Here is a 22,384-nt window from a genome sequence, read left to right as displayed (position 1 = left end):
TAGCGGGTTTGCCGGCCGGCGAACAGGCGCGAAGATGGTTCATGTGTGTCAGGATCTTGCCCGCCCGCGGCCTCCGGCAATCTTCGCCCGGCACCCGTTCTTGACCCTCATCAAGGCTATCCAAAAAAGCCCAAGAAATCCTTGATGACACTATATATTGTGTTTACCATTCACGAATACACAATATATAGAGGAACACAGGATGACTCCATCCGCACTCCAGCGCACGGCCGAGACGCAGGCCGACCGCCCCGTCCCGCACGTGGACGTGATCCGTTCCATCGACGAATACCTGCGGCAGCAGGACTGGCGCGTCAACGCCAACGCCAACCAGGGCTACTCGCTGGGCGGCCTGATCCTGAACACCTCGGGCAAGATGATCGCCAACTACTGGCTCAGCCACGTCTACCCCGAAGCCATCGGCCAGGCGCACCGCCAGGCCGACCTGCACATCCACGACCTGGACATGCTGTCGGGCTACTGCGCCGGCTGGTCGCTGCGCACGCTGCTCAACGAAGGGCTCAACGGCGTCCCCGGCAAGGTCGAGGCCATCGCCCCGCGCCACATGTCCAGCGCGGTCGGCCAGATCGTCAACTTCCTGGGCACGCTGCAGAACGAATGGGCCGGCGCCCAGGCCTTCAGCTCCTTCGACACCTACATGGCCCCCTTCATCCGCAAGGACGCCATGTCCTACGCCGAAGTGCGCCAGAGCATCCAGGAACTGATCTACAACCTGAACGTGCCCTCGCGCTGGGGCACGCAGACCCCCTTCACCAACCTGACCTTCGATTGGGTCTGCCCCGAGGACCTGCGCGACCAGGTGCCGCTGATCGGCGGCGAGGAAATGCCCTTCACCTACGGCGAGCTGCAGGCCGAGATGGACATGATCAACCGCGCCTACATCGAGGTCATGATGGCCGGCGACGCGCGCGGGCGGGCCTTCACCTTCCCCATCCCGACCTACAACATCACCCCCGACTTCGACTGGCACAGCCCGAATTCGGAACTGCTGTTCGAAATGACGGCGAAGTACGGCCTGCCCTACTTCCAGAACTTCATCAATTCCGAGCTCAAGCCGAACATGATCCGGTCCATGTGCTGCCGCCTGCAGCTGGACCTGCGCGAACTGCTCAAGCGCGGCAACGGCCTGTTCGGCTCGGCCGAGCAGACCGGCTCCCTGGGAGTGGTCACCATCAACTGCGCGCGCCTGGGCTACCTGTACCGGGGCGACGAGGCGGGCCTGTTCGCGCGGCTCGACGAACTGCTCGAACTGGGCCGCGACAGCCTGGAAATCAAGCGCCGCGTCATCCAGCAGCACATGGACGACGGCCTGTTCCCCTACACGCGCCGCTACCTGGGGACCCTGCGCAACCACTTCTCCACGCTGGGGGTCAACGGCATCAACGAAATGATCCGCAACTTCACCGCGGACGAGCACGACCTGACGAGCCCCTGGGGCCACGCCTTCGCCGTGCGCCTGCTGGACCACGTGCGCGCCCGCATGGTCGAGTTCCAGGAGGCCACCGGCCACATGTACAACCTGGAAGCCACACCCGCCGAGGGCACGACCTACCGCTTCGCCAAGGAAGACCGCGCCCGCTGGCCCGACATCCTGCAGGCCGGCACGGACGACATGCCCTACTACACCAACTCGTCGCAATTGCCGGTCGGCTTCACCGACGACCCCTTCGAGGCCCTGGAACGCCAGGACGAACTGCAGCGCAAGTACACCGGCGGCACCGTGCTGCACCTGTACATGACCGAACCGCTGTCCTCGGCCGACGCCTGCCGCGAGCTGGTGCGCCGCACGCTGGGCCGCTTCTCGCTGCCCTACATCACGGTCACGCCGACGTTTTCCATCTGCCCCAGGCACGGCTACCTGCCGGGCCGGCACGATTTCTGCCCGCACTGCGACGACGAACTGATCGCCCGCAAGCGGCAGGCGGCGTCCCTGCCGGACGCGGCCCCGCACGAAGCGGCGGCCTGATCCGCAGCGCGCCGATTGCCCTTTTTCCACCCACTCTCAACAGGAGCACTCCATGAACCAGACCCCCGTCACCCTGAACGACGCCGAACGCCAGCCCTGCGAAATCTGGACCCGCGTCATGGGCTACCACCGCCCCATGTCGTCCTTCAACATCGGCAAGAAGGGCGAATTCCACGAACGCCGCTTCTTCGTCGAACGCCACGCCGGCCAGGCGCCCGTCCGGCAGGCCGCCTGACGCAGGCACGCGGCGCCCCCGCCCGGGGGCGCCCCGCCCGACATGCACACCGAGCTTCTCCCCCAGCAGCCCGCCGCCCCGGTCCGCATCCGGGCCGGACACGCCCCCGCTCCCCGCCTGAAGGCCGGCGGGCTCGTCCCCTTCACCGCCACGGACTACCCCGGCCTGCTGGCGGCCGTCGTCTTCGTGCAGGGCTGCCCCTGGCGCTGCGGCTACTGCCACAATCCGCACCTGCAGCCGCGCACGGCCGGCAGTCCGCTGGACTGGGACGACATCATGGCCTTCCTGCAACGGCGGGTGGGATTGATCGACGGCGTGGTCTTCAGCGGCGGCGAACCCACCATGGACCCGGGCCTGGGCGCGGCCATCTCCCAGGCGCGGGCGCTGGGCTACAAGATCGGCCTGCACACCGGCGGCACCCATCCGCGCCGCCTGGCGCAGGTGCTGCCGGACGTGGACTGGGTCGGCCTGGACATCAAGGCGGATTTCGACGACTACGCCCGCGTCACCCGGGTGGCCGGCAGCGGCGCGCCCGCCCTGGCCAGCCTGCGAGCGCTGCTCGACGGCGGCGCGGATTTCGAATGCCGCACCACCGCCCATCCCGACCTGATCGACCCCGACGGCCTGCTGGCGCTGGGCCGGCGGCTGGCGGACATGGGGGTGCGGCGCTACGCGGTGCAGGTGTTCCGCCCGCGGGGCTGCGCGGACGAGGCCCTGAACGCCCGCGGCCAATCCCTGCGGGACTGGCCGGGCGCGGCGGTCGCCGATACGTTGGCGGCGCTGTTCGATTCATTCGAGCTTCGGCGCGACGCGTGACATTTCCAGCTCTGGGGACTTGTCCGATCTGTCCAGGCCTCAAGTAAGGAGACATGCGCATGAAATACCCCATCGCAATCGAACCGGGCAACGAAACCACGGCCTGGAGCGTGGTCGTGCCCGATCTGCCCGGGTGCTTTTCCGCAGCAGACGAGGGGATCGACGAAGCTGTCGAAAACGCCAGGGAAGCCATTGCCTTGTGGATCGAGGACTCCATCGAACACAACGAGCCGATTCCGCAACCGTCCCGCATCACCGATCTGCAAAAACTGAAGGTCTACGAAGGGTGGATATGGGCCATCGTCGAGGTCGATCCCGCGCTGATGGACGATACGACGGAACGGGTGAACATCACGCTGCCCCGGCGCATCCTGAAACGGCTCGACGACCGCGCGCGCGCCGCTGGCGAGAGCCGCAGCGGCTACATCGCTCATCTGGCCCTCCTCCACTAGCCGCACCGCCCGACGGGCGCGGTGCCCGGCCGGGGACTCATGCCACCGGCCGGGTTCACCGGACGACAGAGCGCCCGCGAGAGACTCCCCGGAGGCCAGGATTCACTCCCGCATGGCATCGAGCAGCATGCGCACGGTGTAATCGGCGAAACTGCGCCGCACGATCAGCTCCCAGCCATCCCCTTTCTCGTCCAGGGGGCGCAGCAGCACGCTCGCCTTGAAGAAATGGGACTGGGCGCACTGGCCGAGCGTGAGGACGCCAGGGTGCAGGTCCAGCGGGCATCCCGCGTTCAGCACGTCGCGCGTCCCGGGTCCGTGCAGCCGCACCACGGAATAGCCGCTGGTCTGGTCGGTGACGGCGAACCAGTGGCCCGCCAGGGCGGCCTCCACGTGCGCGGCCAGATCGGCCGGACCATCGGACGACGCCCGCAGCAGCCATTCGTCGGGAGCCAGCCACAACGCCATCGCGTCCCGGCCCTGCGCCACGGTGTTGGGCGCGACCGGCAATTCCAGCCCCAGGCCGGCGCGCAAGGCGTCCAGGATCGCCCCGGAGCCCGGATCGACGCGCAGGTTCGCCAGGCCGACCAGGGGCAGTTCGCTCAGGAGGACCCGCCCCGAGGTGCGGTGCCGCAGCGGCTGGCCATAATCGGCCTGCAGGCTCGCCAGCGGGGTCTGCTGTTTGATTTCACTCGACATTCTGACGGGCTCCTTCGGGATCATAGAACACGGGACTGCAGACGCGCGCCGGCATGAACCGGCCGTCGGCGGTGGCGACGGTGACTGACTGGCCCATCCGCTCCTGGCCATCCTTCAGCAGGGCCAGGGCGATCGAGCGGCCCAGGACCGGGCTCATGTAGCTGGACGTCACGTGGCCGAACATGGGGGCGATGGCGGCCTGGGTGGGCCCTTGCAGGATCTGGCCGCCTTCGGGCAGGACGCAGGCCGGGTCGTCGGCCAGCAGGCCGACGAACTGCTTGCGTCCGGCGCCGTTCGTATGGCTGCGCATGAGCGAACGCTTGCCCAGGCAGTCCTTGTTCTTGGCGACCATTCCGCCCATGCCCAGGTCCATGGGCGTGACGGAACCGTCGGTGTCCTGCCCGACGATGATGTAGCCCTTCTCGCCGCGCAGCACGTGCATGGTCTCGGTGCCGTAGGGCGTGATGCCATAGGGCTCGCCGGCCCGCATCAGCCGCTCGACGACATGGCGGCCCATGTTGGCCGGCGTGTAGATTTCATACGACAGTTCGCCGGAGAAACTGACCCGCAGCACGCGGGCGAACACGCCGTCGATGGTGCCTTCCCTGAAGCTCATGAAGGGGAAGGCCTCGTTGCCGAAATCGATGCCGTCGCACACGGCACTCAGCACCTTGCGCGCCTGCGGTCCGGCCACGGTGGCAACGGCGTACTGGTCGGTCACCGAGGTCAGGTAGACCCGCAGGTCGGGCCATTCCGTCTGCAGCCAGCGCTCCATCCAGCTCATGATGCGCGCGGCGCCGCTAGTGGTGGTGGTGAGCAGGAAATGGTCCTCGGCCAGCCGGATGCTGACGCCGTCGTCCATCACCATCCCGTTCTCGTCGAGCAGCAGACCGTAGCGGCAGCGGCCGGGCTGCAGCTTGGTCCAGGAATTGATGTACAGGCGGTTGAGGAATTCCACCGCGTCCGGGCCGCGCACGTCGATCTTGCCCAGCGTGCTGTAGTCCAGGATGCCGACGGCGTTGCGCACGGCCAGGCATTCGCGCCGCACGGCGGCGTGCATGTCCTCGCCCGGCTTCGGATAGTAGTGGGCGCGCTTCCAGTTGCCCACGTCCTCGAACACCGCGCCGTGCTCCACGTTCCAGTCGTGCAGGCAGGTCTTGCGGATCGGATCGAAGCAATCGCCCAGCTCGCGCCCGGCGATGGCGCCGAAACTCACCGGCGTGTAGTTGGGACGGAAGGTGGTCGTGCCGGTCTCGGGGATGCTCTGCTTGAGCGCCTCGGCCAGCACCGCCATGCCGTTGATGTTGCCCAGCTTGCCCTGGTCGGTGCCGAAGCCCATCGCCGTGTAGCGCTTGACGTGCTCCACCGAATGGTAGCCTTCGCGCACCGCGAGCAGGATGTCGGACACCGAGACGTCGTTCTGGTAGTCGATGAACTGCTTGGGGCCGCGGCTGGCCTGCGTGCCCTTGCCGACCGACCACAGGGGCATCAGGGGCGAAGTCTCGACGGGACGGGCCGTCCAGGCCGGCGCGTCGACCCGGCGGGCCGAGGCGAGCCCGGCGACCGCCTCCAGGCCGGCCCGCACGCCGCCGTCCAGCGCCTCCTGCAGGCCGAAATCACCGTTGGCCGCGCCGGCGCTGCCTTGCGGCTGGGCCGGTTCGCCGGGCACGAAGCACGCCCGCCCGTCGCACCAGCGCGGCTTGCCGCGCGATTGCGCGTACAGGTGGACCACCGGATTCCAGCCGCCGGACATCGCCAGCAGATCGCAGGCGAGCGTGTCCGCGCCGTCGGGCAGGCGCGCACCCAGGCCGCGCAGCCGCACTCCGGAGACGTGCTTGCCGCCGCGCGCCTCGGCGACCACGGCCTGGTGGATCACGGGGATCCCCAGCCGGACCGCCTCGCCCGGCAGGGTGCCCTCGCTCATGACGCGCGGATCGACGATGGTGACCTCGGCGCCCTGGCGCTTGAGGTCGATCGCACACTGGTAGGCGCTGTCGTTGTTGGTGAACACCACGGCGCGGCGGCCGGGCAGCACGCCGAACCGATGGATGTAGGCGGACACGGCGCCGGCCAGCATGATGCCAGGGATGTCGTTGTTGCCGAAAACCAGCGGACGCTCGTGGGCGCCGGTGGCCAGCACGACGTGGCGCGCGCGGATCTTCCAGACGCGCTCGCGCGTGCCGGCGCGCTGCCGGATCGGCAGGTGGTCGTGCAGCCGCTCGCAGGCGGTGACCAGGTTGTGGTCCTGGTAGCCGAAGGCGGTCGTGCGCATCAGCACCCGCGCGTCCGGCAGCGCGGACAGCTCGGCCACGCGCTCGGCCACCCATTCGGCCGCCGGCTTGCCGTCGATGATCTCCTCGGTCCACAGCAGGCTGCCGCCGGCCTCGCCGCGGTCGTCCACCAGCATGACGCGCGCGCCGCTGCGCGCGGCCGCGCAGGCCGCGGCCAGGCCCGCCGGCCCGGCGCCCACGACCAGCACGTCGCAATGGGCGTAGCGCTTCTCGTAGCGGTCGGGGTCCGGCGTCTCGGGCACCGAGCCCAGGCCGGCGGCGTCGCGGATGCGTTCCTCGTACTTGCCCCACCAGCTGCGCGGCCACATGAAGGTCTTGTAGTAGAAGCCGGCCGGAATGAAGCGCGCGAACCGCTGCATGACGGCCATGCGGTCGTGCTCGATGTCGGGCTTGGCGTTCACGCTGGTGGCGCGCAGGCCTTCGTAGAGCTCGACCTCGGTGGCGCGCGCGTTGGGCACGGTGTAGGGGCCGCTTTCCAGCTGCACGATGGCGTTCGGCTCCTCGACGCCGGCGGTCAGGATGCCGCGCGGGCGGTGGTACTTGAAGCTGCGCGCCACGAAGTGCACGCCGTTGGCGAGCAGCGCCGAGGCCAGGGTGTCGCCCTCGAAGCCCGCGTAGGCCTTGCCATTGAAGGTGAAATTCACCGGGACGCCGCGGCGCACTCGCCCCCCCTGGGGCAGACGGCAGGGCTGGTTCATGTTGTCTCCTTGTTCTGGCCGAAGGTTTCGTAGCGCTGGAACTCATAGGAACGCGTGTCGCGCTCGGCGATGAACCAGCGGCGGCAGCCGTGGGCGTGCACCCACTGCTCGCGGAACGGTCCGAAGGTGTTGCGGCGCATGAAGACGTAGTCGCCCCATTGCCGGTCGTCCATCGATTCGTTGTCCACGGGCCGGACGATGCCGGCCTCGCCGCCATAGCTGAATTCGCTCTCGGCGCGGTCGCCGCACCAGGGGCATTTGATCTGCAGCATGATGTCTCCTCAGTGGGCCACGGCCGCGGCGCCGTGCTCGTCGATCAGGTGGCCGCTGTAGAAGCGGTCGATGGAGAACGCCTTGTTCAGGGGATGCGGCTCGTCGCGCGCCACCGTGTGGGCGAACACCCAGCCCGAGCCCGGCGTCGCCTTGAAGCCGCCCGTGCCCCAGCCGCAGTTGAAATACAGGCCCTTGATGTCGGTCTTGCTGATGATCGGGCAGGCGTCGGGCGAGACGTCGACGATCCCGCCCCACTGGCGGTTCATGCGCACGCGGCTGAGCGACGGGAACATCTCGACGATGGCCTGCAGCGTGTGCTCGATGCTCTGGAAGCTGCCGCGCTGGCCGTAGCCCAGGTACTGGTCGATGCCGGCGCCGATCACCAGGTCGCCCTTGTCGGACTGGCTGATGTAGGCGTGCACGGCATTGGACATGATGACGGTGTGGATGCAGGGCTTGACCGGTTCGGACACCAGCGCCTGCAGCGGATGGCTTTCGATCGGCAGGCGGATGCCGGCCATGTCGGCCAGCACGCTGGAATGGCCGGCCACCACCACGGCGACCTTCTTCGCCCTGATGAAGCCCTTGCCGGTATCCACCCCCTCGACCGCGCCGTCCTTCCTGCGGATGTTGGTGACGGGGCAGTTCTGGATGATGTGCACGCCCAGCCGGTCGGCGGCGCGGGCGAAGCCCCAGGCCACGGCGTCGTGGCGCGCCACGCCGCCGCGCCGCTGGAACGAGCCGCCCAGCACGGGATAGCGGCTGTCCAGGTTGATGTTGGGGACGATTTCCTTGACCTGGGCCGGGGTCAGCCATTCGCCGTCCACGCCGTTGTAGCGGTTGGCATTGATGCGCCGCTGGGTGTCGCGCACTTCCTGCAGGGTGTGGGCCAGGTTCATGACCCCGCGCTGGCTGAACATGACGTTGTAGTTCAGGTCCTGGGACAGGCCTTCCCAGAGCTGCATGGCCTTCTCGTAGAGCTGCGCAGACTCGTCCCAGAGATAATTGGAACGCACGATGGTCGTGTTGCGCGCGGTGTTGCCGCCGCCCAGCCAGCCCTTTTCCAGGACGGCCACGTTGCGCACGCCGTGGACCTTGGCCAGGTAGTACGCGGTGGCCAGCCCGTGGCCGCCGGCGCCGACGATGACGACGTCGTATTCTTTCCTGGGCTCCGGGCTGTGCCATGCCCGGCCCCAGTTTTCGTGATGGCTCAGCCCGTTGCGTATCAGGCTGAAAATCGAGTAGCGGTTGCTCATGGTCTCCTCGCTTGGATGTCTCCGTCCCCCATGCAGGCGGGTCGCATGAGGCGCAGTACATCAAAAGCGAAGCGGCCGAGCTAGAACTTTTCCGCCAACCCGTTGGAAGAATCCGGCGGTTCAGAAGAACTCGCGGCGATCGGGAAAGACTTCGCTGACGTAATCGGCCTCGCCGCCCCGAGGCGGCAGCAGGGCGTCGGGCAGTTGCGCGCGGTCGCGCCAGGCGCTGGGCGACATGAGGAAGGCGGTGCGAAACTCGCGGCCCAGGTGCGAGGCGTCGGAAAACCCGCACTCCGAGGCGATGGCGGAAATGGTCTTCTTGGTGTGCGTCAGCATCCAGGCCGCCAGGCGCAGGCGGATGCCGCGGGCATAGGCCTGCGGGCTCTGGCCGGTGGCTTCCTTGAAGAGCCGCTCCAGGTGGCGCACGGAGATCCCCAGCCGGCCGGCCAGCTCGCCCAGGCCCAGCGCCCGGCCGACGTGCTGTTCCATGAGCAGCACCGCGCGGCGCACCACCGGATGCGTGGCGGGCTGGGCGCCCGGCGGCAGGGGCTGGGCGGCGTTGGCCCGGCCGGCGTCGTCGACCTGGAGGATGCGCAGGGCCTTCTGCACGATCGGCCGGTCGACGTGCCGGCCCAGGATCTCGGCGGCCACGTCGATCGAGGCGCGCCCGCCCGAGCAGGTGATGCGCCGCCGGTCGAAGACGTACAGCCGGTCGGCGCACACCTGGCCGGGATCGGTCGCCGGAAAGCGCTCCAGGAAATCCCAGTAATGGAACCAGCTGATGCAGATGCGGTGCCCGGCGAGCACGCCGGCCTGCATCAGGGTGAACACGCCGGTGCACAGGCCCACCAGGGTGACGTCCGCGCGCGCGGCCTGGCGGATGAATTCCAGCAGGCCGGGATTGACGGGCGGACGCTTCAGCAGGCCGCCGACCACCACCAGGTAATCGAAACGGGACGGATCGCCCAGCGTTTCCGAGGGCACGACCTGGATGCCGCTGCTGGATCGGACCGGCGTCAGGGTCTCGTCGATCACCTGCCAGGAACAGCGCAGGGGACGGCTGTGATCGCCCTCGTCGCCGGCCAGGCGCAGCACGTCCAGCATGCCTGAAAAGGCCGTCAACGTGAAATGCGGCAGCAGGATGAAGCCGAAGCGCACCGGTCCCTTGTCCATTCGATCCTTCCTCCTGCCAATCGGTTCAAGCGCCATGACGCTTCCATTCTAGTCAGGCGCGCGGCTCGATGGTGTAGTGGGTCCATCCGCCATACCGGCGGACGCCCGGGGGCGGCACGCATGGCGGCCCCCCGCGCGCATACCAAAGGAGACCTCTCGATGCACACTTCCCCGATCCCCGCGGGCGCGCACGCCCATCCCCCCCGCTTCTGCCTGACCGTCTCCTGCCCCAGCGCGGCGGGCCAGGTCGCGGCCATCGCATCGTTCCTGGACCAGCGGCAATGCTACATCGACGAGTTCGCCGTCTTCGACGAAAAGAGCACGCGGCAATTCTTCGTGCGCGGCGTCTTCCATGCCGAAGGCCAGGCGCTGGAACGCGCATCCCTGGAGCGGGACTTCGCGGATCTCGCGCGGCGCTTCTCGATGCGCTGGAACATTCACGACCTGTCCCTGCGCCCCAAAGTGCTGATCCTGGTGTCGAAGCTGGAACACTGCCTGGCGGACCTGCTGTTCCGCACCCGCATGGGCGAACTGCGCATGGAGGTCGCGGCGATCGCGTCCAACCACGACGCCCTGCGCGGCCACGCCCAGGCCGCCGGCGTCGCCTTCCACCACCTGCCGGTCGGCAACGACAACCGCCGGCAGCAGGAAGCGGCCATCCTGGAACTGGCGGACGCGACCGGCGCGGAACTGGTCGTCCTCGCCCGCTACATGCAGATCCTGGGACCGGACACCAGCAAGGCGCTGGCCGGCCGTGCGATCAACATCCATCATTCCTTCCTCCCGGGCTTCAAGGGCGCGCGGCCCTACCACCAGGCCTACGAACGGGGCGTCAAGGTGATCGGCGCCACGGCGCACTTCGTCACCGACGACCTGGACGAGGGCCCCATCATCGAGCAGGTGGTCGAACCCGTGGACCACACGCAGGATCCCGACCAGTTGCTGGCCATCGGCCGCCACCTGGAATGCCAGGCGCTCGCCCGCGCCGTCAAGATCTACACCGAGCGGCGCGTGTTCATCAGCGGGCACCGCACCATCGTGCTCTGAGCCCGCGGCGCGCGGCACGTGCCGGGCCATGCGGCCCGGCGCCGTCCCCGGCAAGCCGGGGCGAAAGCCGCTCATCATGCGGGCAACAGGCGGCGCAGCAGGCCGGGCAAGGCCGTGCCCGTAATGTCCTTGATCAGCATGAACGCGAGCAGGCAGATACCCACATAGCCGTTCAGCACATACACGATATTGATGAGCCGGTCGAACGGCACCTGCAGGGCGATGAGGGTGCCCGCCGCGGCCAGCAGGACCGTCGCGGTCTTGAACGCCCGGCTCTTGTCGTCCGGAACGACCCGCGCGACCACGAGCCAGAGCAGGGGCACGGCCGTCGTGTAGATCGCGGCATAGACGGCCAGGGAAAACAGGGTGCCGATGAGCGGATGGAGCTTGCCGGCCAGCGCCAGGGAAGGCACCAGGCTGCCCGCGACCAGATCGATGTTGGCCATCAGGCCCAACGTGATGACGACGACCGCCAGAGAAAAGCCGAAGGCCCCCAGGACGGCGCCCAGACGGGCCTCGCGGCCGGTCCGGGCGTTCTTCCCGATCTGCGACATGAAGGCGGCCAGCCACAGCATGCAGAATCCGACATAGGACATGGCAGCCGACAGCCAGTGGGGCGAGGCCCGGAGCAGGTCCATCCCGGCAATGGCCTCGTCGGCCGAGGCCAGGCCCGAGGGATTCAGCAGCATGCCGGCGACTCCCAGCAGAATCGTCCCGACACAGATCACCGGCGCGATGGCGCCGATGACGTTGACAATGTTCGACAGGCCGAACAGCACGGTGACGCCGGCGACGACGGCGATCCCGATACCTCCGTAATGAACCGGGAGATCATATTGCTGATGCAGGGTCGCCCCGGCGCCACCCACCATGACCATGAAGGACATGTAGATGAACACGACCGAGAAATAGTCGTAGAACCTGCCGACATATTTGCCGCAATAATGGGCATAGACGTCGTTGCCCTTCTGGAATTGCTGGTGATGGCCGGCCGACACGAAGCTCAACCCCACATACACGAAGACCGCGAACACGATCCCCGCGCCAAGAACGCCGGCGTACCCATAGCCGACGAAGTACTGCATGATTTCCTGACCGGTTGCGAAGCCGGACCCGACCAGAAAGGCAATGAACGCCCCCGCGATGAGCAAGGCGCTCCTCACGCTCGATACCTGAGCCATATTTTGTCTCCAATCTTTCTTATATATAGAGGCACTGAATCGGGCTCCGCCCGACGGATCGAATGATTCCTTCAGCCCCTGCGGACGATTCTATAGAGTGGAAGAAGCGAGGCTTGTATGGTTCCGACATTTGCCTGGGACACGCATGCCACGGTCCGCGCGCAATCACTCGAACGCATGCCTCCGCCCACCGGACACCCGCGCATAGGCGGAGTGGTTGTGGATCGACTCGAAGTTCTCGGCCTCGATTTCGTAGGCGGCCAGGCCCGGCAGCCGTTCCAGCGTCAGCGCCACGTCGCGCACCAGGTCTTCGACGAATTTCGGATTCTCGTAGGCGCGCTCGGTGACGAACTTCTCGTCGGTGCGTTTCAGCAGGCCCCACAGTTCGCACGAGGCCTGGGCCTCGACGCGCCGGATCAGCCCCTCCAGGTCGGCCGCGCCGGGCGCCTCGTACGCCACGCGGACCAGGATGTGCGACCGCTGGTTGTGCGCGCCGTAATCGGAAATGGCCTTGGAGCAAGGGCACAGGCTGGTCACAGGGACCTGGACACTCTGGGAGAAGCGCGCGGGCTCGCCGCGCCGGGCCCGCGCGCTCCAGCGCACCCGATAATCCATGAGGCTGCGCACACCCGACGCGGGCGCCGCCTTTTCCACGAAATACGGAAACTCGGCGGCCACGTCGCCCGCCCCGGCTCCCAGCCGCTCCAGCAGCGCATCCGCCAGGCCGCACAAGCCCTTCGGCGTCATGGCCTCGCCGCGCCGCGTTTCCAGCAGGGCGATGAAGCGCGACATGTGCGTGCCCTTTTCCTCGGCCGGCAGCGCCACGGTCATTTCCCATCGGGCGACGGTCGCCTGGGGCTGGCCGGCGCCAGCGGCCACCAGCAAGGGATGGCGCACCCCGCGCACCCCCACCCGCTGGATGGCGATCCCGCGCATGTCCAGCCCGCCCTGCACATCCGGCAAGGCGCAAACCAGCGGGTCGGCGGGAATGTTCATGCGTTGCCCCCTCTAGTCCTGCAGGGGCTGGCGGGACGTTTCCTTGCTCAGGATCATGGCGATCAGCGCAACGCCCGCGGCCACCACCAGGTACCAGGCCGGCGCGAGCTTGTTGTCCGTCAGCTGGATCAGCCAGGTGGCGACGAACGGGGCCGTGCCGCCGAAAATCGCGTTGGCCACGTTGAAGCTCAGGGCAAAGCCGCTGTAGCGCACCCGGGTCGGGAAGATCTCCGACAGGAAACTGGGCAAGGTGCCGTCGTTCATGGTCAGCATGGCGCCAAAGGCGATCTGGATCAGCACGATGCCCATGAAACTGGCCGAGGCCAGGCCGCTGAACAGCGGCACGGTCAGCCAGACGAAGGCCAGCGACGCAAGGATCAGCATGGTCTTGCGCCCGAGCAGGTCCGACAGCACGCCCATCAGGAAGATCAGGCCGATGTAGGCGGTCAGGGCCACCGTGGTCGCCAGGAAGGACTCGGATTCGCTCACGCCGAGCTCGACGGACATGTAGGTGGGCATGTAGCTCAGGATGATGTAGAAGCCCACGGCGTTGAGCATCGTCACGCCGACGGCGATGATCAGGGCATGGCGGTGGCGCGACAGCAGCAGGCCGATGGGCGCCTGGGGCACCTGATGCGATTCTTCCAGCTCGCGAAACTTGGGCGAATCTTCGAGATTCATGCGGATGTAGCGGCCGATGTAGCCCAGGGGCGCCGCCAGCAGGAACGGCAGGCGCCAGCCGAAGGACTGCATCTGCTCGGGACTGAGGAACAGGTGCATACCGGACACCAGCAGGGACCCCAGCAGCAGGCCCGAGGCCGTGCTGGCCGGCACGATGCTGGCGTACAGCCCGCGCTTGTGAGGCGGTGCATACTCGACCAGAAAGGCCGACGCGCCCGCATACTCTCCCGACGCCGAAAAACCCTGGACCAGCCGCAGGACCAGGAGCAGCACGGGCGCCCAGATGCCGATCTGGCCGAAATCGGGCAGCAGGGCGATGGCGAAGGTCGCCAGGGACATGATGATGATCGACAGCGACAGGGCCTGCTTGCGGCCGATCCTGTCGCCGTAGTGGCCCCAGAACACGCCGCCGATGGGGCGGACGACGAAGGACAGGGCGAACACCCCGAAGGTGGCCATCAGGCCCGCCGTCGGCGAGGCCTCGGGGAAGAACACATGGGCGATGATGGTCGCCAGATAGGCGTACGACGCATAGTCGAACCATTCGACGAAATTGCCGATGAAGCTGGCGGCCGCGACTTTCCTGATGACGCGGCGCTCGCCATTGCCCGGCATGGCACTGGCCTGAATGACGGCAGAGTTCATTGTCTTGTCTCCATATGCCCTCTGTACGACCAGCCTTTCGCGGGCCATACCTATCGGAAGTGCAATTTTTCTAGTGAGGGTGATCGTGCAGCCTTCCGCTGCCCGTGCGAATCATCTTAGAGACCCGGGGCTGCCCGTCCTTTTTCAAAAGCGACCCGTAATTTCCTGAAAGCGAAGGTCCTCGCAGCATGGACGGGCGCGACCGCCGGCAAACAACACATCCGCCAACACCAAAACACTGGATGAGAATTTCATTCTCATCCGGAAGGACCGATCCGCGCATCCGGCAGATCAATCAAACGCTGTTTGCAATGCCCCCGATATCCCCTGCACGCAAACACGCAAAATCAGCTCGCCATGTTCCGCCCTGGCCCGTTTGGCCGAGGACAGGCATCCCGATGCCGGAGTCCACTCAGGTTTGATCGGGAAGAAATCGTAGGGAGGGAAGGCCGCGGGCGGATGGTCATGAACCAGACTCATATCGACCAGATCCGGATGCAGATGCAGCATCAGAGAAGTCTCCAGGACCCCGCCATGCTCGACCGCCCAGCCAGGGAAATCACCCTGATAGATCTCGTCGATCGTGGCCTGATCGATGAAATCCCAGTAAGACAGGATGATGCAACGAAAATCCGCAATACCGTCCCAGCGTAATTCACGCAATGCCAGGTCGACCCCCTCGGTGATGAATGCGGAATTCTCGTAATGGCCATTGATCAGAACCGCCTTGCGCACACCATGGCGTGCCAGTTCCCTGAGCACGTCGCGGATGATGCTGGTAACCGTTGAACCATCCAGGCTGGTCGTACCGGGCATGTGGTTGCCGCCGCCACTTTTTTGCTGGGACTTGTATCCATAGGCAATGGCCGGCGCCACCAGCCCGTCGATATCGGCCGCCACGCGCTCGGCGATTGCGGTCGGCAGCAGCACGTCCGGATTCATGCTCATATGTGGGCCGTGCTGCTCCAGGGCCCCGACCGGAATCAATACCGGCGCCCCGCTTCCGACTTTCTCCGCATAGACCGGCCAAGACAGTTCAGCGATACGGACTTGATTCATGAATTACCTCGTTCCATCGATGAATTTCATTGATGGCCAGCACCCCGCAAATTCCGTAAAGGGCTGCCGGCCACATTCGATCCGCTCAAAGACGCCGCAAGACGCGCTAGACAAGACGGGTGCGTCCCATGTTGAAACCCAGCGTCATAACCAGATAGCTGGCCGCGGTCATCGCTATTGCGGGAAAGGACGCGGTCCAAACCGCCGCGACATCCGGCAGGCCATAATGCAGCAGATAAAACACGCCCAGGCCCAGCGCCATCGCGATCCACCCGGAGGAATTCCAGTCCCCCAGCCGGCTCTTGGTGGATCCATCGGCATTGGTTCCCGCGAACATATCCTCATCCTGAACACGACATTTACGGACGATGAAGTAATCGATCACCACCAGGGTCCACAACGGAACAAAGATGCCGCCGACAATTCCGAGGAAGAATTCGAAATATTCGATGAATTTTTCAAAGGCCAACGGCAGAAAGCACATGGCGAACTGCAGAATGGCGATGAACAGCAGGTAGCGCTTGGGAGAGTGGCTGCGAGTGGCGCCGACCAGGCCCATGCCAGCGCCATACAGCACGGTCACATTCGTGCTGACAGTCGCAAAGAAAACCACCAGGAAAGCGATGGTGCCCAGCCCCAGGGAAGCAATCGTGGAACTTGGATCGGAATTATTAGGGTCGAATACACCGGTATCCAGCACAACGCCGATCACGCCGATGGCCCCCACGATCATGAACCAGCCCTGGCCCAGGTTGACTCCCAGCCAGCTGCCGGCCGTGGCAGCACCTGGCCCTTTGGCCAGACGGGCGAAGTCTCCGATCATCGCCCAGCCCCAACAAAACCCGAACGCCAGATCAAAATAGAACGCTGGAGTATGCTGAGCCTCCGGCAAGGTCAGATTGGCAATCCTGGCATAGTCCCAGTGTTGCAGCACCACAATGGTTTCCCAGATCCCCAACACGATCAGAAGAACCACCGAGATCCATTCCAGGTATTTGATCGCGCGATGCCCTATCACCACGACCAGGCCCTGAACGACGGCGGTCACCAGAATCCCCAGGATAAGCGGCATGGTGGAACCAGGCTGACCGTACGTCGCCCACCCCCACATTTCATGAAAGACATAGGTCAGTGAAATGGCGGCGATAAAGGTATTGATGCTTGGCCAGCCAATCATGCCCAGGAATTCACCGACACCGGCCCAGCGCGAGCCTTTCACCCCCAGGGCAGGCACTGTGCAGGAGACAGTCGATGCGCCATGCTTCCATGCGATCCACCCGATCATGGCCCAGGGGATCATCATCAGAGGCAGATAGATGAATGCGTACTGCCAGACGAAGCTCATGCCAATGGCAGCCGCCATTCCACCAAAGTACCAGGACCCGGTATTGACACCGGAACCGAACCAAGTCACAACCTGATCGAAAAATCCATATTCGCGTTTATCATGCGGAATTCTGGCTGTGCCGTATTCCATGGTGTTGTCTCCTCGAAATATGCCGACCTCCCGTTATAGATCGAGAGTGTGGCAGCATGAATTGGATATCCCTCGTGATGGCGCCGCAACAGCGCCACCGAATTTTGAATCCGATCTCCGACAACCTTTTTTCCATACGAAGAAGGGGCAAGGCATGGACCTGCGGAGCGCCTCCCGGAAATGGACCGGGATCAGGCGCCCCGCAGTATCGATCAGCGCTTCACGATGTTGTGCTCGGGGCCATACGGGAATTTGGTGATGTTCTCGGCCCCGTCCGCGGTCACGACCAGGATGTCGTGCTCGCGGTAGCCGCCGGCGCCCGGCAAACCCTCGGGCAGCATCAGCATCGGCTCCATCGACACCACCATGTTCGGTTCCAGCACGGTTTCGATGTCCTCGCGCAGTTCCAGCCCCGCCTCGCGGCCGTAGTAATGCGACAGCACGCCGAACGAATGGCCGTAGCCGAAGGTGCGGTATTTCAGGACGCCGTGGCGGTGGAAGATCTCGTTCAGTTCGGCCGCGATGTCGCAGCAGCGCGCGCCCGGGCGGATCAGCTTCTGCCCCGCCTCGTGCACCTCGACGTTGATCTCCCAGATCTTCCGATGCGCGTCCGAGCACTCTTCGGCGAACAGGGTGCGTTCCAGCGCCGTGTAGTAGCCCGCGATCATGGGGAAGCAGTTCAGGCTCAGGATGTCGCCCCGCTCGATGCGCCGCGAAGTCACCGGATTGTGCGCCCCGTCGGTGTTGATCCCCGACTGGAACCAGGTCCAGGTGTCCATCAGCTCCGCATCCGGAAAGGTGCGCGCGATCTCGCGCACCATCGCCTGCGTCGAGGCGAGCGCCACCTCGTATTCCGGCACGCCCACGGCGATCGCGTCGCGGCAGGCCGCGCCGCCGATGTCGGCGATGCGGGCGCCCTGCTTGATGAGCGCGATTTCCTCGTCGGACTTGATCATGCGCATGCGCATGCAGGCCTTGCCGATGTCCACCAGTTCGGCGCCCGGCAGCGCGTCGCGCAGCTTCTGCAGGTTCTCGGCCGTGATGTGGTCCATTTCCACGCCGACCCGCTTGCTGCCCTTCAGCAGGGTCTGCACGGCATGGAAGTAGTTGTCGCGCTGCCAGTCCGTATAGACGATGTTGTCGCCGAAGCTGCGGCGCGCCGGCTGGCCGGCATCGATGTTGGCGCTGATGGTGGTGTGCTTGTCCTGGGTCAGCGCCAGGCCATAGAAGCGCCCGAAGTGGCAGAACAGGAAGTCGGCGTAATAATTGATGTTGTGGTACGACGTGAACAGCACGCCATCGATGCCGTTGCCGGCCATGTACTTGCGCACGGCATCGACGCGCCGCTGCATTTCGGCGGCGGAAAAGGTCGGCTTCGCATGGGGGCCGTTCGGGATCTGCAGCAGGCGCGTCTCGCGCATTTGCTGGGCGGCCGAGGCGGCATTGGAAAATTGCAGGTTGCTCATCGCTGTCTCCTGTGGGTTTCGTGATCTGGTTGCGGTCGTGCAGCTTTCCGCTGTCTGTGCGAATCATCTTAGAGACCCGATGCCCCCCGGCCTTCTTCAAAAGCGACCCATAATTGCCTGAAAGCGAAGAACCGCACAGAATGCACGAGCGGAACGCGCGGGCGATCCCGCATCATCCACGGACACGAATCATTTCCAGAAGGAGACAAGCAGGATGGTCACATCCGCGCCGTCGGCCGGGCCCCACGCGCCTCCGGCCCCACCCTTGCGGCACTACGGGTTCCTGCTGGTGCCGGGATTCACGCTGATCGGCTTCGCCTCGGCCATCGAGCCCCTGCGCATGGCGAACCGGGCCGGCGACGCCCCCCTGTTCCGCTGGAACACGATCAGCCAGGACGGGGCGACCGTCATGGCCAGCAACGGGGTTCCGGTCCAGCCGGACTGGTCCCTGGATCAGGCGCCCATCCTGGATGCGGTGTTCATCTGCGGCTCCAACCCCATCCCCGCCCGGATCGATCCCCATTGCCTGAACTGGCTGCGCCGCCAGGCACGGCTGGGGGTCGCCCTGGGCGGCATCGATACCGGCAGCTACTGGCTGGCCAGGGCCGGCCTGCTCAATGGCTACCGCTGCACCTCGCACTGGGAAGACACCGAACAGCTCCTGACCGACTTTCCGGACATCATCGTATCCAGGCGGGTCTTCGAGATCGACCGGGACCGCTACACCTGCAGCGGCGGCATCGCTCCCGTCGACCTGATGATCGCCCTGATCGGCCAGCAGGCCGGCTGCCACGAAATCGCCCCCAAGGTCTCCGAACTGATGGTCTGCGAACGGGTCCGTTCGACCCACGATCCCCAGCGCATTCCGCTGCGCCAGCGGATCGGCACCAGCCAGCCCAAACTCACGGAAGTCGTGACGCTGATGGAAAACAACCTGGAGGAACCCCTGACCAAGGAAGAACTCGCCCAGTGCATCCAGGTGTCGGTGCGCCAGCTCGAACGGCTGTTCCAGGAACATCTGAAATGCACGCCCAACGCCTATTACCTGGAGCTGCGGCTGCGGCGGGCCCGGCAACTGCTGCTGGGCACGGCGCAGCCCATCATCGACGTGGCGGCGGCCTGCGGTTTCGTCTCCGTCACGCATTTCACGCATCGCTACCGGGAATTTTTCGGCGTGCCCCCCGGCCGCGAACGCCGCGCCACACCCTCGCCGGCCCCCTGACGGCCTGTCCATCCCTGCACTATGGCGCGAACGTACAAGCCGAAAATCCCGCCCTCCCTAGAATGGAGCCCATAAAAAACCATTCTGACAGGAGACATCATGTTTTCAGGCAACGAACGCATCCAGGGTTTCGATGACGCGCTGTGGGCCGTCATCGAGGCGGAAGGCCGCCGCCAGGAGCAGCACATCGAGCTGATCGCGTCGGAGAACTACGCCAGCCCGCGGGTCATGCAGGCCCAGGGCACCAAGCTGACCAACAAGTACGCCGAGGGCTATCCCGGCAAGCGCTACTACGGCGGCTGCGAGCACGTGGACGTCGTGGAGCAGATGGCCATCGACCGCACCTGCGAACTGTTCGGCGCGGACTGGGCCAACGTCCAGCCCCATTCCGGCTCCCAGGCCAACGCGGCCGTCTACCTCGCCCTGATGCAGCCCGGCGACACCCTGCTGGGCATGAGCCTGGCCCACGGCGGCCACCTGACCCACGGCGCCAAGGTCAGTTCCTCGGGCCGGCTCTACCACGCCGTCCAGTACGGCCTGGACGCGGACGACCTGATCGACTACGACGAAGTCGAACGCCTGGCCATGGAACACAGGCCGAAGATGATCGTCGCCGGCTTCTCCGCCTATTCGCAGGTGCTCGATTTCCCGCGCTTTCGCGCCATCGCCGACAAGGCGGGCGCGCTGTTCATGGTGGACATGGCCCACTTCGCCGGCCTGGTGGCGGCGGGCCTCTACCCCAACCCGGTGCCTCATGCCGACGTGGTGACGACCACGACGCACAAGACCCTGCGCGGCCCGCGCGGCGGCCTGATCATGGGCCGCGCCAACCCCGAGATCCAGAAGAAGATCCAGTCGGCCGTGTTCCCGGGCGCGCAGGGCGGCCCGCTGATGCACGTCATCGCGGCCAAGGCCGTGGCCCTGAAGGAGGCCATGCAGCCGGAATTCCGCGCCTATCAGCAGCAGGTCCTGGACAACGCCCGGGCCATGGCCGAGGTCTTCGTCGAAAACGGGCTGCGCATCGTTTCGGGCGGCACGCACGACCACCTGTTCCTGGTGGACCTGACGGCCAAGGGCATCACCGGCAAGGCCGCCGACGCGGCGCTGGGCGCCGCCCACATCACGGTCAACAAGAACGCGGTGCCCAACGACCCCCAGCCCCCCTTCGTGACCAGCGGCATCCGCATCGGCTCGCCGGCCATCACGACGCGCGGTTTCAAAACCGAAGAGGCGCGCCTGCTGGCCGGCTGGATCTGCGAGATCCTCGACGATCCGGAGAACGCGGACACCATCGCCCGCATTCGCGCGCAGGTGATCGACCTGTGCGCCCGCTTCCCGGTCTACCGCGGCTGACGGCGATCCCCGCCACCCGGCCCCGCCTCGCCGGCGGCGGCCGGGCCATGCCCGGGCACCGGGACCCCGCAAAGGGGATTCCATGACGCACCACGACTCGCAAGCCATCGGACAACGGCTGACGCTGTGCGCGGCGCTGTTCGCGGTGGCCTACGCCGCGCAGACCGTCTCGCCGGTCATGCTGTTCTATACGTTCGACCTGCGCCTGTCGACCACCGACCTGACGCTGTTCTTCACCGTCTACGCCGCCGGCCTGATGGCGGCCTTCCTGGCCGGCGGACCGCTGTCGGACCGGTATGGCCGCAAGGCCATCGTGGCGCCATCCACAGGGGTGCTGGCGCTGACGGTGGTGGCGCTGCTGGGCGCGGCCCTGTGGGGCAAGCCGATGATCCTGGCGGCGCGATTCCTGCAAGGACTGGCCAGCGGCGCGGTCTTCACGGTCGGCACGGTCTGGCTGCGCGAGCTGGCGGGCGAGGTCGGCGCCCGGCGCGCATCGATGCTGGCCAGCGGCGTGATGGCGTCGGGATTCGCGGTCGGCCCGTTCGTCTCCGGCATCCTCGTCCAGTGGCTGCCCTGGCCCCGCATCCTCTCCTTCCTGATCGCGCTCGTCCTGGTATCGGGCGCCGCCGCGGCCGTGCGGACACTGCCCGAGACAGTGGCCGGACACGGGGCCGCCCGCATCCGCATCGGGCTGCCCCCCGGCACGGCGGCCGGCTTCCTCTGGTTTCTGGCGCCCTGCGGGCTGCTGGTCTACACCTTCACGATGCTGTCGCTGGTCGCATTCCCGATCCAGCTCGGCAAGGCCGGCTTCGGCCAGGTCTATTTCATCCTCGGGCTGAGCGCGATGCTGGTCCAGGGATTCGCCGCATTCGCGGCGCTGCAGGCGTTTCGCCTCGGTCCGGCCGGCGCCGGCTGCCTGGCCGGCCTGTGCGGGGCGGCCGGTTGCGCGCTGGGCTACCTGGCGGTGCAACCCGGCGGCTGGCCCTGGGTGATCCCGGCCTCGGCGGCGATCGGCCTGGCCAACGGCCTGTCGCTGGCCGCCGGCGTGGCCGTGTCGGACACGCTCGCGCCGCCCGACCGCCGCGGCGCCCTGATCTCGATGTTCTATCTCGTCGTCTACGCCGGCTACTCCAGCCCGACGGCGCTGTCGCTCCTCTGGGGCCGGCAGACGATGGAGCGCAGCGGCACCCTCATCGCCCTGGGTGTCTTCGCCCTCGCGGTCACGGCGGTCCTGGCCACCGGGGGGCGCATGGCCGTGCGCCGCCATGGCGCGCGGCGGGCGGCGCCGGAAAACGGCTGACAGGATCGGACGCGCGGACCGCCTGCCGCGCTCCGGGCAGCCGGCGGACTCCGGAGCCGCCCCGGCCGCGCGGATCGGGG

General features: G+C 66.5%; 19 protein-coding genes. 8 read left to right on the top strand and 11 right to left on the bottom strand.

Annotated features, from left to right (window positions below):
- The first annotated feature begins 202 nt into the window (after positions 1 to 202).
- The 4 genes from ACFO27_RS12350 to ACFO27_RS12335 are packed head-to-tail and all read left to right on the top strand — an operon-like array spanning position 203 to position 3,490.
- Entirely contained in the window at positions 203 to 1,987 is a 1,785-nt protein-coding gene (locus ACFO27_RS12350; RefSeq protein ID WP_376817593.1) for a ribonucleoside triphosphate reductase, read from the top strand.
- Between the two features lie 52 nt (positions 1,988 to 2,039).
- Complete coding sequence (nrdD, locus tag ACFO27_RS12345) at positions 2,040 to 2,222, top strand: anaerobic ribonucleoside-triphosphate reductase (RefSeq protein ID WP_323025828.1); 183 nt, start codon at positions 2,040 to 2,042, stop codon at positions 2,220 to 2,222.
- A 42-nt stretch (positions 2,223 to 2,264) separates the two neighbouring features.
- On the top strand, positions 2,265 to 3,038 hold the full coding sequence (locus ACFO27_RS12340) for an anaerobic ribonucleoside-triphosphate reductase activating protein (RefSeq protein WP_376817592.1): 774 nt from the start codon (positions 2,265 to 2,267) through the stop codon (positions 3,036 to 3,038).
- A gap of 59 nt (positions 3,039 to 3,097) precedes the next feature.
- Entirely contained in the window at positions 3,098 to 3,490 is a 393-nt protein-coding gene (locus ACFO27_RS12335; protein ID WP_376817591.1) for a type II toxin-antitoxin system HicB family antitoxin, read from the top strand.
- Positions 3,491 to 3,592: 102 nt separating this feature from the next.
- On the opposite strand, the gene ACFO27_RS12330 is transcribed toward ACFO27_RS12335, so the two are convergent.
- The 5 genes from ACFO27_RS12330 to ACFO27_RS12310 form a co-directional block, all read right to left on the bottom strand.
- A complete protein-coding gene (locus ACFO27_RS12330) occupies positions 3,593 to 4,186 on the bottom strand; it encodes a sarcosine oxidase subunit gamma (RefSeq protein WP_376817590.1) in 594 nt (197 codons plus the stop codon).
- Positions 4,176 to 7,175, bottom strand: coding sequence for a sarcosine oxidase subunit alpha family protein (locus ACFO27_RS12325; protein ID WP_376817589.1), 3,000 nt, complete (start codon positions 7,173 to 7,175; stop codon positions 4,176 to 4,178). The genes ACFO27_RS12330 and ACFO27_RS12325 overlap by 11 nt, the downstream gene beginning before the upstream one ends.
- A complete protein-coding gene (locus tag ACFO27_RS12320) occupies positions 7,172 to 7,447 on the bottom strand; it encodes a sarcosine oxidase subunit delta (protein ID WP_376817588.1) in 276 nt (91 codons plus the stop codon). The genes ACFO27_RS12325 and ACFO27_RS12320 overlap by 4 nt, the downstream gene beginning before the upstream one ends.
- Positions 7,448 to 7,456: 9 nt before the next feature.
- Positions 7,457 to 8,704 (bottom strand): sarcosine oxidase subunit beta family protein, encoded by a 1,248-nt coding sequence (locus ACFO27_RS12315; RefSeq protein ID WP_376817587.1) that lies wholly within the window; start codon positions 8,702 to 8,704, stop codon positions 7,457 to 7,459.
- 120 nt (positions 8,705 to 8,824) lie between these two features.
- On the bottom strand, positions 8,825 to 9,877 hold the full coding sequence (locus tag ACFO27_RS12310; RefSeq protein ID WP_376817586.1) for a GlxA family transcriptional regulator: 1,053 nt from the start codon (positions 9,875 to 9,877) through the stop codon (positions 8,825 to 8,827).
- A gap of 159 nt (positions 9,878 to 10,036) precedes the next feature.
- Here ACFO27_RS12310 and purU point away from each other — a divergent pair, with 159 nt between their 5' ends.
- Complete coding sequence (purU, locus tag ACFO27_RS12305) at positions 10,037 to 10,924, top strand: formyltetrahydrofolate deformylase (RefSeq protein WP_376817585.1); 888 nt, start codon at positions 10,037 to 10,039, stop codon at positions 10,922 to 10,924.
- 74 nt (positions 10,925 to 10,998) lie between these two features.
- On the opposite strand, the gene ACFO27_RS12300 is transcribed toward purU, so the two are convergent.
- The 6 genes from ACFO27_RS12300 to ACFO27_RS12275 all read right to left on the bottom strand — a co-directional run bounded on the left by ACFO27_RS12300 (position 10,999) and on the right by ACFO27_RS12275 (position 18,429).
- On the bottom strand, positions 10,999 to 12,009 hold the full coding sequence (locus ACFO27_RS12300) for a YkvI family membrane protein (RefSeq protein ID WP_376817584.1): 1,011 nt from the start codon (positions 12,007 to 12,009) through the stop codon (positions 10,999 to 11,001).
- 261 nt (positions 12,010 to 12,270) lie between these two features.
- The gene (gene folE2, locus ACFO27_RS12295; RefSeq protein WP_376817583.1) at positions 12,271 to 13,101 is read right to left on the bottom strand and encodes a GTP cyclohydrolase FolE2; all 831 of its coding nucleotides are present in this window, start codon (positions 13,099 to 13,101) and stop codon (positions 12,271 to 12,273) included.
- A 12-nt stretch (positions 13,102 to 13,113) separates the two neighbouring features.
- Positions 13,114 to 14,427 carry an MFS transporter gene (locus ACFO27_RS12290; protein WP_376817582.1) on the bottom strand — a complete coding sequence of 438 codons (1,314 nt, stop codon included), beginning with the start codon at positions 14,425 to 14,427 and terminating at the stop codon, positions 13,114 to 13,116.
- Positions 14,428 to 14,718: 291 nt separating this feature from the next.
- Positions 14,719 to 15,486: a creatininase gene (locus ACFO27_RS12285; protein ID WP_376817581.1), complete on the bottom strand. Its 768-nt coding sequence runs from the start codon at positions 15,484 to 15,486 to the stop codon at positions 14,719 to 14,721.
- Between the two features lie 106 nt (positions 15,487 to 15,592).
- Positions 15,593 to 16,963 carry a purine-cytosine permease family protein gene (locus ACFO27_RS12280; protein ID WP_376817580.1) on the bottom strand — a complete coding sequence of 457 codons (1,371 nt, stop codon included), beginning with the start codon at positions 16,961 to 16,963 and terminating at the stop codon, positions 15,593 to 15,595.
- Positions 16,964 to 17,175: 212 nt separating this feature from the next.
- A complete protein-coding gene (locus ACFO27_RS12275; protein WP_462936694.1) occupies positions 17,176 to 18,429 on the bottom strand; it encodes a M24 family metallopeptidase in 1,254 nt (417 codons plus the stop codon).
- A gap of 214 nt (positions 18,430 to 18,643) precedes the next feature.
- Here ACFO27_RS12275 and ACFO27_RS12270 point away from each other — a divergent pair, with 214 nt between their 5' ends.
- The 3 genes from ACFO27_RS12270 (at position 18,644) to ACFO27_RS12260 (ending at position 22,304) form a co-directional block, all read left to right on the top strand.
- A complete protein-coding gene (locus ACFO27_RS12270; RefSeq protein ID WP_376817579.1) occupies positions 18,644 to 19,651 on the top strand; it encodes a GlxA family transcriptional regulator in 1,008 nt (335 codons plus the stop codon).
- 99 nt (positions 19,652 to 19,750) lie between these two features.
- Positions 19,751 to 21,004: a serine hydroxymethyltransferase gene (gene glyA / locus ACFO27_RS12265; RefSeq protein ID WP_376817578.1), complete on the top strand. Its 1,254-nt coding sequence runs from the start codon at positions 19,751 to 19,753 to the stop codon at positions 21,002 to 21,004.
- Positions 21,005 to 21,086: 82 nt separating this feature from the next.
- The gene (locus ACFO27_RS12260; protein WP_376817577.1) at positions 21,087 to 22,304 is read left to right on the top strand and encodes an MFS transporter; all 1,218 of its coding nucleotides are present in this window, start codon (positions 21,087 to 21,089) and stop codon (positions 22,302 to 22,304) included.
- Positions 22,305 to 22,384: the final 80 nt, after the last annotated feature.

Origin of the sequence: Castellaniella denitrificans (assembly GCF_042653765.1) — a bacterium.
GTDB classification, from domain to species: Bacteria; Pseudomonadota; Gammaproteobacteria; order Burkholderiales; family Burkholderiaceae_B; genus Castellaniella; species Castellaniella denitrificans.
The sequence above is the reverse complement of the archived record's forward strand: the minus strand, read 5'-3'. Positions and strand labels throughout refer to the sequence as shown.

Excerpts from the sequence above, each read along its gene's own strand:
- ACFO27_RS12275 (WP_462936694.1), bottom strand. The coding sequence starts at position 18,429 with ATGAGCAACCTGCAATTTTCCAATGCCGCCTCGGCCGCCCAGCAAATG.
- ACFO27_RS12350 (WP_376817593.1), top strand. The coding sequence starts at position 203 with ATGACTCCATCCGCACTCCAGCGCACGGCCGAGACGCAGGCCGACCGC.
- nrdD (WP_323025828.1), top strand. The coding sequence starts at position 2,040 with ATGAACCAGACCCCCGTCACCCTGAACGACGCCGAACGCCAGCCCTGC.
- ACFO27_RS12330 (WP_376817590.1), bottom strand. The coding sequence starts at position 4,186 with ATGTCGAGTGAAATCAAACAGCAGACCCCGCTGGCGAGCCTGCAGGCC.
- ACFO27_RS12320 (WP_376817588.1), bottom strand. The coding sequence starts at position 7,447 with ATGCTGCAGATCAAATGCCCCTGGTGCGGCGACCGCGCCGAGAGCGAA.
- folE2 (WP_376817583.1), bottom strand. The coding sequence starts at position 13,101 with ATGAACATTCCCGCCGACCCGCTGGTTTGCGCCTTGCCGGATGTGCAG.
- ACFO27_RS12335 (WP_376817591.1), top strand. The coding sequence starts at position 3,098 with ATGAAATACCCCATCGCAATCGAACCGGGCAACGAAACCACGGCCTGG.
- ACFO27_RS12270 (WP_376817579.1), top strand. The coding sequence starts at position 18,644 with ATGGTCACATCCGCGCCGTCGGCCGGGCCCCACGCGCCTCCGGCCCCA.
- ACFO27_RS12315 (WP_376817587.1), bottom strand. The coding sequence starts at position 8,704 with ATGAGCAACCGCTACTCGATTTTCAGCCTGATACGCAACGGGCTGAGC.
- ACFO27_RS12310 (WP_376817586.1), bottom strand. The coding sequence starts at position 9,877 with ATGGACAAGGGACCGGTGCGCTTCGGCTTCATCCTGCTGCCGCATTTC.
- ACFO27_RS12260 (WP_376817577.1), top strand. The coding sequence starts at position 21,087 with ATGACGCACCACGACTCGCAAGCCATCGGACAACGGCTGACGCTGTGC.
- glyA (WP_376817578.1), top strand. The coding sequence starts at position 19,751 with ATGTTTTCAGGCAACGAACGCATCCAGGGTTTCGATGACGCGCTGTGG.
- ACFO27_RS12340 (WP_376817592.1), top strand. The coding sequence starts at position 2,265 with ATGCACACCGAGCTTCTCCCCCAGCAGCCCGCCGCCCCGGTCCGCATC.
- ACFO27_RS12285 (WP_376817581.1), bottom strand. The coding sequence starts at position 15,486 with ATGAATCAAGTCCGTATCGCTGAACTGTCTTGGCCGGTCTATGCGGAG.
- ACFO27_RS12280 (WP_376817580.1), bottom strand. The coding sequence starts at position 16,963 with ATGGAATACGGCACAGCCAGAATTCCGCATGATAAACGCGAATATGGA.
- ACFO27_RS12325 (WP_376817589.1), bottom strand. The coding sequence starts at position 7,175 with ATGAACCAGCCCTGCCGTCTGCCCCAGGGGGGGCGAGTGCGCCGCGGC.
- ACFO27_RS12290 (WP_376817582.1), bottom strand. The coding sequence starts at position 14,427 with ATGAACTCTGCCGTCATTCAGGCCAGTGCCATGCCGGGCAATGGCGAG.
- purU (WP_376817585.1), top strand. The coding sequence starts at position 10,037 with ATGCACACTTCCCCGATCCCCGCGGGCGCGCACGCCCATCCCCCCCGC.
- ACFO27_RS12300 (WP_376817584.1), bottom strand. The coding sequence starts at position 12,009 with ATGCAGTACTTCGTCGGCTATGGGTACGCCGGCGTTCTTGGCGCGGGG.